Genomic DNA, 16,749 nt, shown 5'->3' with positions numbered 1-16,749 from the left:
GCCATGATCCCGTGCCTTCCCCTCGTGCCCGAGACGACGTCGCTCTACGCGGTCTTCTGCGCCGAGCTGCGGGCGCGGGGCTTCTCCGGCGACCTGTCGCTCGGGTCGGCCGACCGGACGGTGCTGGCGACCGACAACTCGATCTACCAGGTCGCCCCGCGGGCGGTGGCCTTCCCGCGCGGCCTCGACGACCTCGTGCGCATCGCCAGGCTCCTGGCCGAGGAGCGCTTCGCCGACGTCAAAATCGCGCCCCGGGGCGGCGGCACCGGGACCAACGGGCAGTCGCTCACCGACGGGCTGGTGGTCGACCTGTCGCGGCACATGAACCGCATCCTGGCGATCGACCCGGAGACCCGCACCGCGCGGGTCGAGGCCGGGGTGGTGAAGGACCAGCTCAACGCGGCGTTGAAGCCCCACGGGCTGTTCTTCGCCCCCGAGCTCTCGACCTCGAACCGCGCCACGATCGGCGGCATGATCTCCACCGACGCCTGCGGCCAGGGCTCCTGCCTCTACGGCAAGACCCGCGACCACGTGCTGTCGCTCACCACGATCCTCTCCGACGGCACGGTCTGGCGCTCCGAGCCCCTCGACGAGGCCGGGCTGGCGCAGGCGAAGGCCCGGCCCGACCGGGCCGGCGCGATCCACCGCGCCCTCGACGACGTGCAGCGCGAGAATGCGGACCTGATCGCCGAGCGCTTTCCGCCGCTCAACCGCTGCCTCACCGGCTACGACCTCGCCCATCTGCGCCGGGCGGACGGGCGCTTCGACCTCAACGCGGTCCTGTGCGGCTCGGAAGGCACGCTCGGATTCCTGGCCGAGGCGACGCTGAACGTCCTGCCGCTGCCGAGCCACGCGGCCCTCGTCAACCTGCGCTACGCGAGCTTCGACGCGGCGCTCCGCGACGCGCAGGCCCTGGTGCGGTTCGGGGCGGCCTCGATCGAGACCGTCGATTCCAAGGTGCTGGCCCTCGCCCAGAACGACCCGATCTGGGACGGCGTCGCGGCGTTCTTCCCCGACGACGGCGGCGAGCGGGCGCGCGGCGTCAACCTCATCGAGTTCGTCGGCGCCAGCGAGGCCGAGGTCGCGACGGCCCTCGCCCGCCTGACGACGACCCTCGACGAGGCGGGGCCGGTCGCCGGGCGGCGCGGCTACACGGTCGCGCGCGACGAGGCCGCGATCGGCCGGATCTGGACCATGCGCAAGAAGGCGGTGGGCCTGCTCGGCAACCAGAAGGGCGAGGCACGCCCGATCGCCTTCGTGGAGGACACCGCCGTCCCGCCGGAGCGGCTGGCCGACTTCATCGCCGAGTTCCGCTCCGCCCTCGACCGGCGCGGCCTCGATTACGGCATGTTCGGCCACGTCGATGCCGGCGTGCTGCACGTGCGTCCGGCGATCGACATGAAGGCGCCCGGCGCCGAGGTCTTGGTCCGTGAGGTCACCGAGGAGGTGGTGGCGCTGACGCAGGCCTATGGCGGGCTCCTGTGGGGCGAGCACGGCAAGGGCGTGCGCTCCGAATTCTCGCCCCGGTTCTTCGGCCCGCTCTACCCGGCGCTCCAGGCGGTGAAGGCCGCCTTCGACCCGGGAAACCAGTTCAACCCGGGCAAGATCGCGGCCCCTGCCGGGAGCGCGCTCCTCACGGTGGACGGCGTGCCGACCAAGGGCGGGCGCGACCGCGCGATCCCCGCCGCGGTGCGGGCGGCCTACGACGAGGCCCTGCACTGCAACGGCAACGGCGCCTGCTATTCCTGGGACCCGGACGAGGCGATGTGCCCGTCCTGGAAGGGCACCCGCGAGCGCCGGCACTCGCCCAAGGGCCGCGCCCAGCTGATGCGCGAGTGGCTGCGCCGCCTCGCGGCGCAAGGCCACGATCCCGTCGCGGAGGCGCACGGCTTGCAGTCGTGGCCGGGCTGGCGCGCGTTCCCGGCCCGCCTCGTCGCGACCCTGCGGTGGCGGGAGGACTTCTCCCACGAGGTGCACGAGGCGATGGCGGGCTGCCTCGCCTGCAAGTCCTGCACGGGCCTGTGCCCGATCAAGGTCGACGTGCCGACCTTCCGGGCGAAGTTCCTCGAACTCTACCACGGCCGCTACCTGCGGCCCCTGCGCCACCACGCCATCGCCGCGCTCGAGGTGCTGGCCCCCTGGCTCGCCAGGGCGCCGCGCCTCGTCAACGCCGCCACCGGGCTCGGCCTGGCGCGAGCGGTCGGGCTCGTCCACGCGCCGCGCCTGTCCGGCCTCGACCTCGGGCGCGAGATCGCGCGCCGGGGCGTGGCGATCGCCGATCCCGCCGCGCTCGCGGCGCTGCCGACGCCCGAGCGCCTGGCGAGCGTCGTGGTGGTGCAGGACGCCTTCACCAGCCATTACGACACGCCGGTCCTCTTGGCCCTCCTCGACCTGCTGATCGGGCTCGGGATCCGGCCCTGGCTCGCGCCCTACCGCCCCAACGGCAAGCCGCTGCACGTTCACGGCTTCCTCGGGACGTTCGAGCGGATCGCGGCGGCGAATGCCGAGGATCTCGGCCGGCTCGCCGCCACCGGCGTGGCGCTGATCGGCGTCGACCCGTCGATGACCCTGACCTACCGGTCGGAATACGCCCAGGCCCTCCCGTGGCGCGACCTGCCGCGGGTCCAGCTGGTCCAGGAATGGCTCGCCTCCCGCCTCGACGGCGCGGCGAAGCCGGAGGCCGAGCCCTACTGGCTCCTGCCGCACTGCACCGAGCGCGCGACCGCGCAGCCGTCCGTGGCGGCGTGGTCGACGGTCTTCGCCTCCTTCGGCCTGCGCCTCGCGGTGCTGCCCTCCGGCTGCTGCGGCATGGCCGGCACCTACGGCCACGAGGCCGAGAACCGGGCGACCTCCGAGCGGATCTACGCCCTGAGCTGGGCCCCGCATGTGGCCGGGAAAGGCAGGGACGGCCGGCTCCTCGCCGACGGCTATTCCTGCCGCTCGCAAGTCAAGCTCGTCGACGGCGTGCGGCTGCCGCACCCGGTCGAGATCCTGCGCGACCATCTCGCGACGACGAAAACCCCCGCGCCCCGCACGGAAGCGGCGGCGCCCCGACCCCAACCCATCTGACACCAGGAGCACAGCATGGCGGATCGCACGCAATTCCGGCTCGGCCTCGTCGGCTACGGCGAGATCGGCAGCACCCTCGGCGCGGGCCTGCGCGGTGCCGGGCTCGAGCGGATCGCCTGCTACGACAAGTACGCCTTCGACGGGCCGTATGCCGACCTGATCCAGGGCCGGGCGCGGCAGGCGGGCGTCACCCTGGTGCGCTCGAACGCCGAGCTCGCCGAGACGGCAGACCTGATCGTCAGCGTCACGCCCGGCGCCGCCTCCCTCGAGAGCGCCGAGGCCTTCGCGCCGGTGCTCTCCGGCCGCCACACCTTCCTCGACTTCGCCTCCGCCACCCCCAAGGTGAAGCAGGGCGTCGCCGCCAAGCTCGAGGCGACCGGCGCCCTCCTCGGCGACGGCGCGATCGAGGGCACGCCGCTGCACGGCTATTCCATGCGCATGCTGTCGAGCGGCCCCGCCGGCGAGCGGGTGTGCGACCTCCTGGTGCCCTGGGGCATGCAGATCGCCTTCATGGGTCCGGCGCTCGGCACGGCGTCAGGCATCAAGATCCTGCGCTCGGTCCTGATCAAGGGCATCGAGGCCCTGCACGACGAGATGCTGCTCGCCGCCCGCCAGTACGGCATCGACGAGATCGTGCTGGCCTCCGCCTCAAAGACCCTGGCCCGGCCCTGGATGGACACGGTGCAGAGCCTCACCCCCTCGGGCGTCATCCACGCCAAGCGCCGGGCGGAGGAACTCGAGATGTCGGCCGATGCCGTGGCGGATTCCGGCGTCGAGCCGATCATGGCCCGCGCCATCGCCCAGCGCCTGCGCTGGAAGGAGAGCCTCGGCCTGAAGGACCACTTCAAGGGCGTCGTGCCCGCCACCTACCAGGAGGCGCTGGACGCGATGGAGCTGAAGGCCGGGCTCAAGGCGGGAAAGTAAACCTCAAGCTTCGTCCGAATTCCTGGACGAGCTTGATACCCTCCTGGCCATCCCGGGGCCGCGCAACGGAACCCGGGATCCATGAGCGCTGACGTTATCAAATAAAAACAGCCGGCATTACGCTTCGTTCTGCACTGTCGGCAGTCATGGATCGCGGGTTCCGCTACGCGGTCCCGGGATGACGTAGCGTATTTCCGAGATCGCGGCGGCGAGACCCTCATCTGCGAGAATGCAAGCCTCGATCGTCACTCGATCCCTCTCATCTTCGGAAGATCCCACCATGCCGATCGGCTTCAAGATCCATCCCCGCACCCGTACGGTCGACGCCGCCACGGTCGAGAAGTTCAAGGCGATCGCGGTCGCCAACATCAGCGATTCGATGGGCCGGATGGTCCATGGCGGGCCGCGCCTGCGCCCGCTCCATGCCGGCGGCGTCCTCTGCGGCGTCGCGCTCACCGTGAAGACGCGGCCGGGCGACAACCTGATGATCCATGCCGCCCTCAACCGCGCCAAGCCCGGCGACGTCATCGTCGTCGATGCGGGGGGCGACCTCTCGAACGCGCTGATGGGCGAATTGATGCTGGCCCATGCCCAGGAGATCGGCGTCGCCGGGGTGATCGTGAACGGCGCCATGCGCGATTCCGGCTGGATCCGCGCCAACACGCTGCCGGTCTACGCCGCCGGCATCACCCATCGCGGTCCCTACAAGGACGGGCCCGGCGAGGTGAACGTGCCGGTCGCCCTCGACGGGATGGTGATCGCGCCGGGCGACCTCGTCGTCGGCGACGACGACGGCATCGTCTGCGTGCCCTTCGACCATGTCGAGGCGGTCTACGCCAGCGCGAACGCCAAGCAGCAGGGCGAGGCCAAGACCATGGCGGCGATCAGGGCGCGCACCGTCGATCGCTCGTGGGTCGAGCGCGCCCTCGAGAAGGCCGGCTGCGAAGGCCTGTGACCGTGACACCCTAACGAGAGACGGGAGGACAGGACGTGAGCGCCACCGGAGACACACCGCAGACCCTCGAGACCACCACCATGCGCCGGGTGATCCTCCGGCTCGTGCCGTTCCTGATGGTCTGCTACTTCTTCGCCCTGCTCGACCGGGTGAATGTGGGCTTCGCGGCCCTGCAGATGAACCACGATCTCGGGCTGACGCCGGCGATGTTCGGCTTCGCCGCGAGCCTGTTCTTCGTCTCCTACTTCCTGGTCGAGGTGCCGAGCAACCTGGCGCTGCAGCGCGTCGGGGCGCGCCGCTGGATCGCCCGGATCATGATCACCTGGGGGCTGATCACGATGGCGATGGCCCTCGTGACCGGGCCGTACTCGCTCTACGCGATGCGCTTCGTGCTGGGAGCGGCCGAGGCCGGGTTCTTCCCGGGCGCGATCCTGTACCTGACCTACTGGCTGCCGAGCCGGTACCGGGCCCGGGTGCTCGCCACCTTCACGGTCTCGATCCCGCTCGCGACCTTCCTGGGCTCGCCGCTCTCGGTCTCGCTCCTCGAGCTCAACGGCATCCTCGGGCTCAAGGGCTGGCAGTGGCTGTTCGTGCTCGAGGGCCTGCCGACCGTGCTCCTCGGCTTCGCCTGCCTGTTCGTGCTGACCGACAAGCCGAAGGACGCGACCTGGCTCGCGCCCGCGCAGCGCGAGTGGCTGGTCGCGCGCCTCGCCGCGGAGGCGGCCGGCAAGACGCCGGTCGGCCACATCTCCCTGTGGGGGCTCGCCCGCAACCGGTACTTCCTCACCATGGCGCTCGTCTGCGCCGGGGCGTCCGCCACCGGCAGCACCCTGTCGGTGTGGCAGCCGCAGATCATCAAGTCGTTCGGGCTCACCAACCTGCAGACCGGCTTCGTCAACTCGGTGCCGTACGGCATCGCCACGGTGCTGATGATCCTGTGGGGCCGCCACTCCGACCGCCAGGCCGAGCGCACCTGGCACACCGCGATCCCGCTGCTGCTCGCGGGCTTCGGCCTCGCCTACCTCAACCTCGCCGGCGGCATCGTGCCGACGATCGCGGCGGTGTCCTGCGCGCTCGTCGGCGCCTACGCCTTCAAGGGGCCGTTCTGGGCCCTGTCGTCGGGCTGGCTCTCGGCCGGCACGCTCGCGGCGGGGCTCGCCGGCATCAACGCCATCGCCAACCTGATCGGCGGCGGCCTGATGGTGAACGTCGTCGGCCTCGTGAAGGAGGCCACCGGCAGCTTCGCCCTCGGCCTGCTGCCGGTGGCCGCCCTCGACGCGGCGGCGGCGGTGAGCGTGCTGATGATCAGCCGCGCCCATGCCCGGTCGGTCCGGGCCGAGGCGGCGCCGGCCTAGCAGACCAAAGATAATCCACACTCGCGCTTCCGCCTCAGAGCCTGTTCGAGCGGGATTTTCTTTTCAAGATTTGAGACGAGTGGAATTGTCCTACCCTCTCACCGCATCCTGAGGTGCCGGCGATCGAAGATCGCGAGTGAAAGGAGCCTCGAAGGAGGGCTCCAGGGATCGCAGCGGCTTCTGGAGCCCTCCTTCGAGGCTCCCTGTGGTCGCACCTCAGGATGAGGTGAGGGGTAGGATATTTCATGCTCGCCTTCAGCTTTTTTCGGCAGATCAACCCGCTCAAACACGATCCCACAGGATCATCGGGTGCTGCTAAAGCGGAGCCCGGGACCTGGAATGACAGATGGTGCAGGGCGGGTGGAGCGCGTTCCGCTTTATTATGGACGTCTTGCGCTTCTGAATCACGGTCTCCGCTGCGCGGCCCCAGCATGACGCCGCGGTCGTCAATCAGGTCGTCAGGCGCTCAGCATCGTCTGCAAAAAACTCTTCGAGGCCCCCGATGTACTTCGCTCCCCCGCCTTCCGTTACGGCCGAGGTGTTCACGCGCCTGCCCGACCGCTACCGCGTCCGCAAACCCACCGCCTGGGCCAACGCCAATCGCGGCGGCGAGGCGATCGACAGCTTCCTCGAGGGGCCGGTCTTCGACCGGGCCGGGCGGCTCTACGTCACCGACATCCCGCACGGCCGCATCTTCCGGATCACGCCGGACGGGGCCTGGGACCTCGTCGCCGAGTATGACGGCTGGCCGAACGGGCTGAAGATCCACGCCGACGGGCGCATCCTCATCACCTGCTACAAGAACGGCATCATGCGGCTCGATCCGGAGAGCGGGTCGGTCACGCCGGTCCTCGAAACGGCGGGCTCGGAAGGGTTCCGGGGCGTCAACGACCTCACCTTCGCGCAAAACGGCGACCTCTACTTCACCGACCAGGGCCAGACCGGCCTCCAGGACCCGACCGGCCGGGTCTACCGGCTGCGTCCCTCCGGCGAGCTGACCTGCCTGATCGACACCGTGCCGAGCCCGAACGGCATCGTGGTCGACACCGCGATGAAGAACCTGTTCGTGGCGGTGACGCGGGCGCAGCAGATCTGGCGCATCCCGCTCAACCCGGGCGGCCTCGTCTCGAAGGTCGGGGTGTTCGCGCAGCTCCACGGCGGGATGGGCGGGCCGGACGGCATCGCCCTCGACGAGGAGGGCTGCCTGATCGTCGCTCATACGGGCTTCGGCTCGATCTGGCGCCTCTCGCCGGTCGCCGAGCCGCTGCTGCGGGTGACATCCCCCGCCGGCCACTCGACCACCAACGTCGCGTATGGCGGCCCGGACCGAACGACCCTGTTCATCACCGAATCCGCCACGGGGAGCATCCTGACGGCGCCGATGCCGGCCCCGGGCCAGCTCCTGTTCTCGCACGCCTGAGGCCCACGATGACCGAGATGACGCGGCGCGGCCACCTCGCCCTCCTGGCCGCCGGGCTGGGTCTCGCCACAGGCGCTCGTCCGGCGGCGGCGCAGGCCGTGCGCTGGTCCGGCGGCACCGGGCGGCCCACGCTCGCCGTGCCGGCGAACGCCACCGATTGCCACCACCACGTCTACGACGCGCGCTTCCCCCCGGCGCCGGCCGCGACCCTGCGGCCGCCGGACGCGAGCGTCGACGACTACCGGGCCCTGCAGCGGCGGCTCGGGCTCTCCCGCCACGTCGTGGTGCAACCCTCGACCTACGGCACCGACAACCGGCTCCTCGTCGAGGCGCTGCAGGCCTTCGGGCCGGAAGCCCGCGGCGTCGCGATGCTCGACGCCAGCGTCACGCCCGACGAGCTGCGCCGCCTCGACGCCGCCGGGATTCGGGGCGTCCGCTTCGGCACGCGCCTGCCGGGCGGCGCGCCGATCGCCGACCTGGAGCCGGTCGCCCAGAAAATCGCGGATCGCGGCTGGCACATCCAGCTCGTCTCGGAGGGCGAAAAGATCGTCGAGCTGCAAGACGTGCTGCGGCGGCTGCCGGTCCTGGTGGTGTTCGACCACATGGGCCACCTGCCGGAGCCCGCTGGTCCCGATCATCCGGCCTTCCGGGTGATCGCCGACCTGATCGAGACGAAGGGCGCCTGGGTGAAGCTCACCGGGGCCTATATCCTGTCGAAATCCGGCCCGCCCCTTTACGCCGACCGCAGCCGGCTCGCCCGCGCCTTCGTGGCGCTCGCCCCCGAGCGCCTGGTCTGGGGGACCGACTGGCCGCACCCGACCTCGCCGGCGGACGCGAAGCCCGACGATGCCGGGCTCCTCGACCTGTTCGCCGAGTGGGCACCGTATCCGGCCTTGCAGGCCAAGATCCTGGTCGCGAATCCGGCGCGGCTGTACGGGTTCTGAGGTGCGGTCCGGCAGGTCTGACCAGACTTTATGAAGTTGCGGGATCTCCTCTCCCACACGGGAGAGAGGAAGCGCAATTTATTGTGAAACGACAATACAGACACGAACAGGGAGGTCACCCATGACACCGAACACGCCATCCCGCCGCACCATCCTCAAGGCCGCCAGCGCCCTGGCGGCGATCTCCGTGCCTGGCGCTCGCGCCCTTGCCCAGGACGCCGTCCCGTTCTCGGCCGGCACCGCGCCCCCGACGACCCCGGTGCCGCCGAACGCCTGCGACTCCCACATCCACATCTTCTCGAAGGCATTTCCCGCCTCGCCGCACTGGAAGGGCGAGCCGGTGGTCGACAGCGACGTCGCGGCCTACCGGCTGTTCCAGAAGCGGATCGGCACCAGCCGCACCGTCGTGGTGACGCCCTCGACCTACGGCATCGACAACCGCGCCACCCTCGACGGCGTCGCGCAGTTCGGCGCCTCCGCCCGCGCCGTGGTGGTGGTCGACCTCGACATCTCGGAGGCCGAGCTCCGCCGGATGGCGGCGCAGGGCGCGGTCGGCATCCGGGTGAACTTCGTGTCCCCGCAATCCTGGGGCGTCACCACGGCGGAGCGGCTGGAGACGATGGCCCGCAAGGTCCATCCCCTCGGCTGGCACGTCCAGGTCTACATGACCGGCGACCAGATCGCCGACCTCGCCGAGGTGCTGGCGCGCCTGCCGACGCCGCTGGTCATCGACCACCTCGCCCGCCTGCCGCCGGCGCAGGGGGTGAGCCACCGCGCCTATCCGGTGGTCCGCCGGCTGCTCGATGGCGGCCGGACCTGGATGAAGCTGTCGGGCGCCTACCTCAACACCGTGAGCGGCCCGCCCGGCTACCCCGATGCGAGCGCGGTGGCGAAGGCGTTTGCCCAGGCGGCGCCGGAGCGCATGGTCTGGGGCAGCGACTGGCCGCATCGCGGCGAGAAGCACATGCCGGACGATGCGGGCCTGTTCGACCTGCTGGCCGCCTGGGCCCCGGACGAGGCCGCGCGCCGACGGATCCTCGTCGACAACCCGGCGACGCTCTACGGTTTCGGGGCGGCGTGAGCGGGTAGCCCCCGCCGCGGGTCCGGCCGACGAGGCTAGCCGCTGCCGTCGGTGACCGGAGCGCCGGTCTGTCCGCAGGCGTACCGAAGCGGAAAGTGCGTGGGGGCGGAATCGCTTGACCCCGGCCCGAACCCGTGGCTTCTGAGCCCGCGTGGCACCCAGGCCCCGTAGCTCAGCTGGATAGAGCAGCCGCCTTCTAAGCGGCAGGTCGTAGGTTCGAGCCCTACCGGGGTCGCCAATAGTCTCAGTAGATTAGCTGAGAGCTTGCGCGCCGCAGTCACATTCAGGACAGCCTGAGGACAGTTTCGGTCCCGGGCCCGGTGATCCATGCGGACGGGTGGCGGGGGATGCGAGGCGCATCGCGCCCGCAAGAACGGTCAGGCCGGGACGCGCCAAGCCTCCCCGGACCCGACGCGTCCGCCTCGCTGAACCGTGACTTGCGCCGCCGGTCGTTCGCCCCGATCTCCGCTGCAAGATCGCTGCTCCCGAGGGGACGAGCCATGCACATCAAGGTCAAGCGCGGCTGGGAGATGCCCGAGCGCCTCGCCACGCCCGAATCGGTCTTCCTCAACCGCCGGGCGCTCCTGGGCGGCAGCCTCGGGATGGCGGCGGCCTCGCTCGCCGGCGGACCGGCGCTCGCCGCCGTCCCCGGGGAAGGGACAGGTGCGGTCAAGACCGCCGACCTCTACCCGGCCAGGCAGAACCCGGCCTATACCCTCGATCGCGCGGTGACGCCGGAGCGCTACAGCGCCGACTACAACAACTTCTATGAGTACGGCACCAACAAGACGGTGACGCCGGGCTCGAACGCCCTGAAGGTCCAGCCCTGGTCGATCAAGATCGACGGCCTGGTCGAGAAGCCGTTCGAGATCGCCTTCGAGGACCTGGTGCGCAAGATGGCGCTGGAGGAGCGGCTCTACCGCCACCGCTGCGTCGAGGCGTGGTCGATGGCGGTGCCGTGGACCGGCTTCCCGCTCTCCGCCCTGGTGGCGCTCGCCAAGCCCACCGGCGACGCCAAGTACATCCAGATGCAGACCTTCCTGGACAAGGCGATGGCGCCGGGCCAGCGGGCGTTCTTCTATCCCTGGCCCTACACGGAAGGGCTGACGCTGGCCGAGGCCAACAACGAGCTCGCCTTCATGGTGACGGGCGTCTACGGCAAGCCGCTGCTCAACCAGTTCGGCGCGCCGTTGCGCCTCGCCGTGCCGTGGAAGTACGGCTTCAAGTCGGTGAAGTCGATCAACCGCATCACCTTCACGGCGGAGCGGCCCAAGACCTTCTGGGAGGGGCTGCAGGCGTCGGAATACGGGTTCTGGGCCAACGTGAACCCGGCGGTGCCGCATCCGCGCTGGAGCCAGGCGAGCGAGCGGGTGCTCGGCACCGACGAGCGGGTGCCGACGCTGATCTACAACGGCTACGGCGCGCAGGTCGCCGAGCTGTACAAGGGCCTCGAGAAGGAACGCCTGTTCGCCTGACGAAGACGCCGGCGCGTCGGACGCGCCGGCGCCGCCATCGACGGCGGTGCCGCCTCGCCTATATCCGGCGCACCCCCAAGGCTGCCTATAGGTCTCGCGCGTGCCCGGTTACCTGCCCTTCGCGGGCGCCCTCGCTCTCCCCGCCTTCGTCTGCGACAATTGCGGCTTCTGGCAGCGCCATTTCGCGGCCCCGCCGAGCTGCCCGCTCTGCCTCGACGCCCGGCACGTCGTGCCGCAGGAGGGCTGGCGGTTCCGCGGCGTGGCGGAGGCGCAGGCCTCGTTTCCCTGCCACTGGGCCGAGGTCGAGCCGGGGGTGTGGAAGTTCTGGAACGAGCCCGTCACCGGCATCGGGCCGAGCGCCTACCTGATCGTGACGCCCGACGGCACCATGGGCTTCGAGGGGTGCCCGGTCTTCAGCGAGGCGGCGCTCGACCACATCGCGTCCCTGGGCGGCATGACGATCCTGTCCGCCTCGCATCCCCACAGCTATGGCGCGCTGCCCCAGCTTCAGGACCGGTTCGACCCCGAGCTGTGCCTGCCGGCGGCCGACTTCGCCTGGAGCGCGGCGCTCCAGGTCTCGTGGCCGTACGACGACGTCCTGGAACCGCTGCCGGGGCTCACGCTCCACCGCACCGCCGGCCATTTCGACGGCCACGCCGTGCTGCACGACCGCCGCCGCGGCATCGTGTTCTGCGGCGATGCGCTGAAGTTCGAGCTCGACCCGGACGACCCGCGCCGGGCGCTGACGATCTCGGCGCACAAGGCCTTCGTGCGCGGCGTGCCGCTGACCCACGCCGAACTCGCCCGCTACCGCGCGGTCTTCGCCGCCCTCGACTTCCACCAGACCTGGACGCCGTTCGAGCAGGCGGCGAATGTCGGGCGCGGGGAGGTGCTGGCCCTCATCGACGGGATGCTGGCCGGGCGGCCGCACGCCTATCCGGTGCCGGTCGCGGAGCTGAACCCGGTTGCCTGAACGCTCATGATGCCGCCGGCATCGCGCCCGTGGCCCCTGTTTGAAGGGGGCGATGCCCTTCCGGGCACAGGGCAGCCTTCGGGTCTCGACGAAGGCGTTCGGAGGGGTGGTGGGCGCGACAGGGGTTGAACCTGTGACCCTTCGCGTGTGAAGCGAATGCTCTCCCGCTGAGCTACGCGCCCTGAGCCGGCCTCGTGCGGGGCGTTGCGCAAGCGCAGCGCGGGCCGGACCTGATGAGCGAGGCCGCGTGACGCCGCACGGCCCAGCAAATGTTCTCGAGAAGGGTGGTGGGCGCGACAGGGATTGAACCTGTGACCCTTCGCGTGTGAAGCGAATGCTCTCCCGCTGAGCTACGCGCCCTGTGAGCCGGCTTCTAGGCGGGGCGGGCTTGCGCGTCAAGGCGCTTCGTCGCGCTCGCGTCGGGCGGTGTCGGGGCGGCGAAAATCGGCTAGAGGACCGCCATGGCACCCGTCGTTCGCTTCGCCCCCTCGCCCACAGGCTTCCTCCACATCGGCAATGCCCGGCCGGCCCTGTTCAACGCGCTGTTCGCGCGGCGGACGGGCGGGCGGTTCTGGCTGCGCCTCGACGACACCGACACGGCGCGCTCGACGGCCGCGTTTGCCGCGGCGATCGCGGAGGACCTGTCCTGGCTCGGCATCGTGCCGGACGGGACGTTTCGCCAATCCGAACGCCTCGCGGTCTACGACGCGGCGGCCGGGCGGTTGAAGGCAGCGGGCCGGCTCTACCCGGCCTACGAGACGGCGGAGGAGCTGGAGCGCCGGCGCCGGCGCCAGCTCGGGCGCGGCCTGCCGCCGGTCTACGACCGCGCCGCCCTGACGCTCACCGCAGAGGAGCGGGCCGCTCTCGAGGCCGAGGGACGCCGGCCGCATTGGCGCTTCCGCCTCGATCCCGGCACCGTCGCCTGGGACGACCTCGTGCGCGGGCCCTGCCACGTCGAGGCCGACAGCCTGTCCGACCCGGTGCTGATCCGCGAGGACGGCAGCTACCTCTACACCCTGCCCTCGGTGGTCGACGACGCCGAGACCGGCATCACCCACGTGATCCGCGGCGAGGACCACGTCACCAACACGGCGGTGCAGATCCAGATCTTCTCCGCCCTCGGCGCCCCGGTGCCGGTCTTCGCCCACCACAACCTGCTCACCACGGCGAGCGGCGAGGGGCTGTCGAAGCGTCTCGGCCACCTCTCCCTGCGGGGCTTACGCGAGGCGGGCTACGAGCCCATGGCCGTCGCGGCCCTCGCGGTGCTCACCGGCTCGGCCGAGGCGGTGCGGCCGGTGGCGGACCTCGACGAGCTGGCCGCCCTCGTCGACCTCGCTCACGTCTCCCGGGCGCCGGCGAAGTTCGACGAGCACGAGCTCGACGGGCTCAACGCCCGCGTGGTCCACGGACTGCCCTACGCGGCCGTGGCCGAGCGGCTCACCGCCCTCGGGGTCGCGCCCGAGCAGGGGCAGGCCTTCTGGGAGGTGGTGCGGGCGAACCTGACCCGGGTGTCGGACGCCGCCGGATGGTGGCGGGTGGTGCAGGGCCCGGTGACGCCGGTGGCCTGCGAGAACCCGGACCTCCTCGCCGCCGCCCGCGCGGCGCTGCCGCCGGAGCCGTGGGACGCCGGCACGTGGAAGCGGGTGACGGAGGCGGCGCGCGCGGCGACCGGCCTCAAGGGCAAGGCCCTGTTCCTCCCCTTGCGCCTCGCCCTCACGGGCCTCGATCACGGGCCGGACCTCGCCGGCCTGCTGCCGCTGATCGGGCGCGAGCGGGCGCTGGCGCGGCTGGGTGGGGAGACGGCTTGAGGGTGGGCGGTCTGCCGGATTGCTGCGGCACCTGCTTCTTCCCACTCGCGAGACCTCATCCTGAGGTGCCGCGTAGCGGCCTCGAAGGATGGCTCCAGGGACAGCGAGACGTCTGGACCCCTCCTTCGAGGCTGCCGCAAGCGGCAGCACCTCAGGATGAGGTCGTGGGTGGGATAAGTCGAAAAAACTGCCGAACGGAATTTGGTTCAAACCATCGTCATTCCGGGGCCGCGCAGCGGAGCCCGGAATGACCCGGTTGGTGTGACATCCGTCGTGCGAGCGTCCTGCTCGTCGACCTACCCCACCACCGGCCACGGCCGCAGGGCCGGCCGGATCGTCTCGAACGCCCGCGCCAGCCGCAGCACGCCGACATCGTCGAAGCGCCGTCCGGCGATCTGCAGGCCGACCGGGAGCCCGTCGGGCGTGAAGCCGGCGGGCACCGCGATCGCCGGCTGCTCGGACATGTTGAACGGCACCGTGTAGGCGATATGGGCCATGGCCCGGGCCGGGTCGTTGGTCGGCGAGGCGTGCTCGGCCGGGAAGGGCGGGTTCGGCGAGACAGGGCCGATCAGAAAGTCGAACGGACGGATCGCAGCGAGTGCGGCGTCGCGCATCGCCGCCATCTGGCTCATGCCGTGGAAGACGGCCGCGCCGCTCAAGGACTGGCCCCCCGCCGCCCAGTCGCGGATGAAGGGCAGCACGCGGGCGCGGCGCGCCTCCTCCAGGGCCTCGATGTCGAGGGAGGCGCGCTGGCGCCAGAACAGGTCGAGCCCGTCGAGCATCGCTTGCGTCAGGAAGGCCGGGACCGGCTCGACGACGGCGCCTGCCTCGGCCAGCAGGCGCGCCGCCGCCTCGACCACCGCGCGGTTGGCCGGATCGAGGGGCAGGCCGGCGCCGGCCTCCATCACCAGGCCGAGGCGCAGGCCCGTCAGGTCCAGCCCGTCGAGGTCGTCCCAGGGCAGGTCGGACGGGGGCAGGGCCGTGGGGTCGCGCGCGTCCGGGCGGCTCAGGGTCCGCATCATCAGCGCCGCGTCGGCGACGGTGCGGGTGAGGGGTCCGGCGCAGCGGCCGTAATAGGGCGGGTCGAGCGGCACGCGGCCGTGGCTGGGCTTGAGCCCGACGACGCCGCACCACGAGGCGGGCAGCCGGATCGAGCCGCCGATATCCGTGCCGAGATGCAGCGGGCCGTAGCCGGCGGCCGCCGCCGCGCCCGAGCCGGCCGAGGAGCCGCCCGGGCCCTTGGCGAGGTTCCAGGGGTTGCGGGTGAGGGGATGGAAGCTCGACAGTCCCGAGGACAGCATGCCGTAATCCGGCATGGTGGTCCGTGCGACGATCACCGTGCCGTCCTCGCGCAGGCGCGCGGCGGCCGGGGCGTCGGCGGGGCTCGGGGGCGCGTCGTCCCGGGCGGCGGTGCCGAGCGGCATCGGCACGCCCTCGGTGGCGACGTTCTCCTTGATGGTGACCGGCACCCCGTCGAGAGGCAGGGCCTCCCCTCGCATCCAGCGCGCCTCGGAGGCGCGGGCCGCCGCCAGGGCCTGCTCCGGCGCGAAGGCGTAGAGGGCGTGCAGGGCCGGCTCGGAGGCCTCGGCCCGGGCGATCACCGCCTCGGCCACGGCGACCGGCGAGAGGGCGCGACGGGCGTAGAGCGCGAGGAGCTCGGTGGCGGGAAGGTCGGCGGGGTTCGTCGCGGAGGGCTGGGCGGAGAGTTGGGACGGCATGCTGTCAGCGGGTCTCGGGAGCCTTGTCGGGCCGCCCGGCGAGGGCGACGTAGAAGCCGAGCCCGTCCTGGGCCGGCAGGGTCTGCAGCCGGTCGACCCAGCCGCGGCGCTTGGCGTCGAGGAGCAGGCGGCCGATCGGCTGGAACAGGGTCTCGCCGCCCCCGGGCACCGGCCCGTCGAGGCGCACCGCCACGGTCTTGCCCTTGGCGAAGCGGCTGCGCTCCAGCATGTCGGAGAGCGAGGCCTCGGCCTGCGGCCGGGGCGCGCCGCGCAGGTCGAGCACCGATTCGGCGTCGGTCACCCCCAGGGTGCCGCGCAGCTTGTTGGCGTAGAATTCGTCGAAATGGGGCAAGGGCGGCTCGGGCGTCAGAGGGGGATGCCGTTGTACAGGGCGGCGACCGGGATCTCCCCGCCGAGATCCGGCAGCGGGATCGCGTCGTCGCGGCCGAGGACGCGCAGGGCCCAGTCCGGGCCGTTCCCGCGCGACCAGACCTCCACCCGGGCCTCGTCCTGGTAGATGATCAGATAGGCGCGCAGAGTCTGGAGGCTTTGATAGAACTCAGCCTTGCGCCCTCGGTCCTTGTGCATGGTCGAGGGTGACAGCACCTCGGCGACGACGAGCGGATCGCGGGCATAGCCGTCAGGAAGGAGCGGGCCGCACCGGACGATCATGTCAGGAATCGGCGCAAAGTCGTCGATGAAGTCGTTGCGGACACCCATCCCCGACAGCGCCCGGCAGCCGAGACGATCGGCAAGTGCCGCGAGCTGGCGTCCCAGGTTCATGGCGATCTGGTTATGGCGCTCGCTGGACGGCGCCATCATCACGGCCTCGCCGTCGAGAAGCTCCCAGCGCTCCTCGTCCGGACGGTCGCGGATCGTCTCGATGAATTCGGCGACCCGCATCCGCGGGGCGCGACGCAGCGCGAGCGACATCACGGCTCCCTGTCACCGCCAGGATCGTAGCACCGGGCGGGGACGGGCGACAGCCTGCGGCGGCGCAGCACCGCGCCCGATCTTCGGGCGCGGT

13 protein-coding genes and 3 tRNA genes are annotated in these 16,749 nt (G+C 71.4%); 11 read left to right on the top strand and 5 right to left on the bottom strand.

Going from position 1 to position 16,749, the window contains the following annotated elements:
* Nucleotides 1-3 precede the first annotated feature (3 nt).
* From ydiJ to EU555_RS23055, 10 genes are all read left to right on the top strand, one after another.
* Complete coding sequence (gene ydiJ, locus EU555_RS23100; RefSeq protein WP_135417566.1) at nt 4-3,069, top strand: D-2-hydroxyglutarate dehydrogenase YdiJ; 3,066 nt, start codon at nt 4-6, stop codon at nt 3,067-3,069.
* Between the two features lie 15 nt (nt 3,070-3,084).
* Entirely contained in the window at nt 3,085-3,993 is a 909-nt protein-coding gene (locus EU555_RS23095; protein ID WP_135417565.1) for a DUF1932 domain-containing protein, read from the top strand.
* Nucleotides 3,994-4,273: 280 nt separating this feature from the next.
* Nucleotides 4,274-4,948 (top strand): RraA family protein, encoded by a 675-nt coding sequence (locus EU555_RS23090; protein ID WP_135417564.1) that lies wholly within the window; start codon nt 4,274-4,276, stop codon nt 4,946-4,948.
* Between the two features lie 80 nt (nt 4,949-5,028).
* A complete protein-coding gene (locus EU555_RS23085; RefSeq protein ID WP_135417593.1) occupies nt 5,029-6,303 on the top strand; it encodes an MFS transporter in 1,275 nt (424 codons plus the stop codon).
* Nucleotides 6,304-6,805: 502 nt separating this feature from the next.
* Complete coding sequence (locus tag EU555_RS23080) at nt 6,806-7,723, top strand: SMP-30/gluconolactonase/LRE family protein (RefSeq protein WP_135417563.1); 918 nt, start codon at nt 6,806-6,808, stop codon at nt 7,721-7,723.
* 8 nt (nt 7,724-7,731) lie between these two features.
* Nucleotides 7,732-8,667 carry an amidohydrolase family protein gene (locus EU555_RS23075; RefSeq protein ID WP_135417562.1) on the top strand — a complete coding sequence of 312 codons (936 nt, stop codon included), beginning with the start codon at nt 7,732-7,734 and terminating at the stop codon, nt 8,665-8,667.
* 121 nt (nt 8,668-8,788) lie between these two features.
* A complete protein-coding gene (locus tag EU555_RS23070) occupies nt 8,789-9,748 on the top strand; it encodes an amidohydrolase family protein (RefSeq protein WP_135417561.1) in 960 nt (319 codons plus the stop codon).
* A gap of 161 nt (nt 9,749-9,909) precedes the next feature.
* A tRNA-Arg gene (locus EU555_RS23065) sits at nt 9,910-9,986 on the top strand.
* Nucleotides 9,987-10,248: 262 nt separating this feature from the next.
* Nucleotides 10,249-11,223 carry a protein-methionine-sulfoxide reductase catalytic subunit MsrP gene (gene msrP / locus EU555_RS23060; protein WP_135417560.1) on the top strand — a complete coding sequence of 325 codons (975 nt, stop codon included), beginning with the start codon at nt 10,249-10,251 and terminating at the stop codon, nt 11,221-11,223.
* A 100-nt stretch (nt 11,224-11,323) separates the two neighbouring features.
* Nucleotides 11,324-12,196: an MBL fold metallo-hydrolase gene (locus EU555_RS23055; protein WP_135417559.1), complete on the top strand. Its 873-nt coding sequence runs from the start codon at nt 11,324-11,326 to the stop codon at nt 12,194-12,196.
* 107 nt (nt 12,197-12,303) lie between these two features.
* Here the strand turns inward: EU555_RS23055 and EU555_RS23050 are convergent.
* Together EU555_RS23050 and EU555_RS23045 are read right to left on the bottom strand one after the other, a co-directional pair.
* Nucleotides 12,304-12,378, bottom strand: a tRNA-Val gene (locus tag EU555_RS23050).
* 103 nt (nt 12,379-12,481) lie between these two features.
* Nucleotides 12,482-12,556, bottom strand: a tRNA-Val gene (locus EU555_RS23045).
* A 101-nt stretch (nt 12,557-12,657) separates the two neighbouring features.
* On the opposite strand from EU555_RS23045, the gene gltX reads away from it, so the two are divergent.
* Entirely contained in the window at nt 12,658-14,004 is a 1,347-nt protein-coding gene (gltX, locus tag EU555_RS23040; protein WP_135417558.1) for a glutamate--tRNA ligase, read from the top strand.
* A gap of 296 nt (nt 14,005-14,300) precedes the next feature.
* Here gltX and EU555_RS23035 read toward each other — a convergent pair whose 3' ends face one another.
* The 3 genes from EU555_RS23035 to EU555_RS23025 are packed head-to-tail and all read right to left on the bottom strand — an operon-like array spanning nt 14,301 to nt 16,655.
* A complete protein-coding gene (locus EU555_RS23035; RefSeq protein WP_135417557.1) occupies nt 14,301-15,722 on the bottom strand; it encodes an amidase in 1,422 nt (473 codons plus the stop codon).
* Between the two features lie 4 nt (nt 15,723-15,726).
* Nucleotides 15,727-16,074 carry a hypothetical protein gene (locus tag EU555_RS23030; RefSeq protein WP_135417556.1) on the bottom strand — a complete coding sequence of 116 codons (348 nt, stop codon included), beginning with the start codon at nt 16,072-16,074 and terminating at the stop codon, nt 15,727-15,729.
* A 14-nt stretch (nt 16,075-16,088) separates the two neighbouring features.
* Nucleotides 16,089-16,655, bottom strand: a complete 567-nt coding sequence (locus EU555_RS23025; RefSeq protein ID WP_135417555.1) for a Uma2 family endonuclease — start codon at nt 16,653-16,655, stop codon at nt 16,089-16,091.
* Between the last annotated feature and the right edge of the window lie 94 nt (nt 16,656-16,749).

The organism is Methylobacterium nonmethylotrophicum, from assembly GCF_004745635.1.
In the GTDB taxonomy this organism is placed as follows: Bacteria; Pseudomonadota; Alphaproteobacteria; order Rhizobiales; family Beijerinckiaceae; genus Methylobacterium; species Methylobacterium nonmethylotrophicum.
The sequence above is the reverse complement of the archived record's forward strand: the minus strand, read 5'-3'. Positions and strand labels throughout refer to the sequence as shown.

Excerpts from the sequence above, each read along its gene's own strand:
- EU555_RS23075 (WP_135417562.1), top strand. The coding sequence starts at position 7,732 with ATGACCGAGATGACGCGGCGCGGCCACCTCGCCCTCCTGGCCGCCGGG.
- EU555_RS23095 (WP_135417565.1), top strand. The coding sequence starts at position 3,085 with ATGGCGGATCGCACGCAATTCCGGCTCGGCCTCGTCGGCTACGGCGAG.
- EU555_RS23090 (WP_135417564.1), top strand. The coding sequence starts at position 4,274 with ATGCCGATCGGCTTCAAGATCCATCCCCGCACCCGTACGGTCGACGCC.
- msrP (WP_135417560.1), top strand. The coding sequence starts at position 10,249 with ATGCACATCAAGGTCAAGCGCGGCTGGGAGATGCCCGAGCGCCTCGCC.
- EU555_RS23080 (WP_135417563.1), top strand. The coding sequence starts at position 6,806 with ATGTACTTCGCTCCCCCGCCTTCCGTTACGGCCGAGGTGTTCACGCGC.
- ydiJ (WP_135417566.1), top strand. The coding sequence starts at position 4 with ATGATCCCGTGCCTTCCCCTCGTGCCCGAGACGACGTCGCTCTACGCG.
- EU555_RS23025 (WP_135417555.1), bottom strand. The coding sequence starts at position 16,655 with ATGTCGCTCGCGCTGCGTCGCGCCCCGCGGATGCGGGTCGCCGAATTC.
- EU555_RS23035 (WP_135417557.1), bottom strand. The coding sequence starts at position 15,722 with ATGCCGTCCCAACTCTCCGCCCAGCCCTCCGCGACGAACCCCGCCGAC.
- gltX (WP_135417558.1), top strand. The coding sequence starts at position 12,658 with ATGGCACCCGTCGTTCGCTTCGCCCCCTCGCCCACAGGCTTCCTCCAC.
- EU555_RS23085 (WP_135417593.1), top strand. The coding sequence starts at position 5,029 with ATGCGCCGGGTGATCCTCCGGCTCGTGCCGTTCCTGATGGTCTGCTAC.
- EU555_RS23070 (WP_135417561.1), top strand. The coding sequence starts at position 8,789 with ATGACACCGAACACGCCATCCCGCCGCACCATCCTCAAGGCCGCCAGC.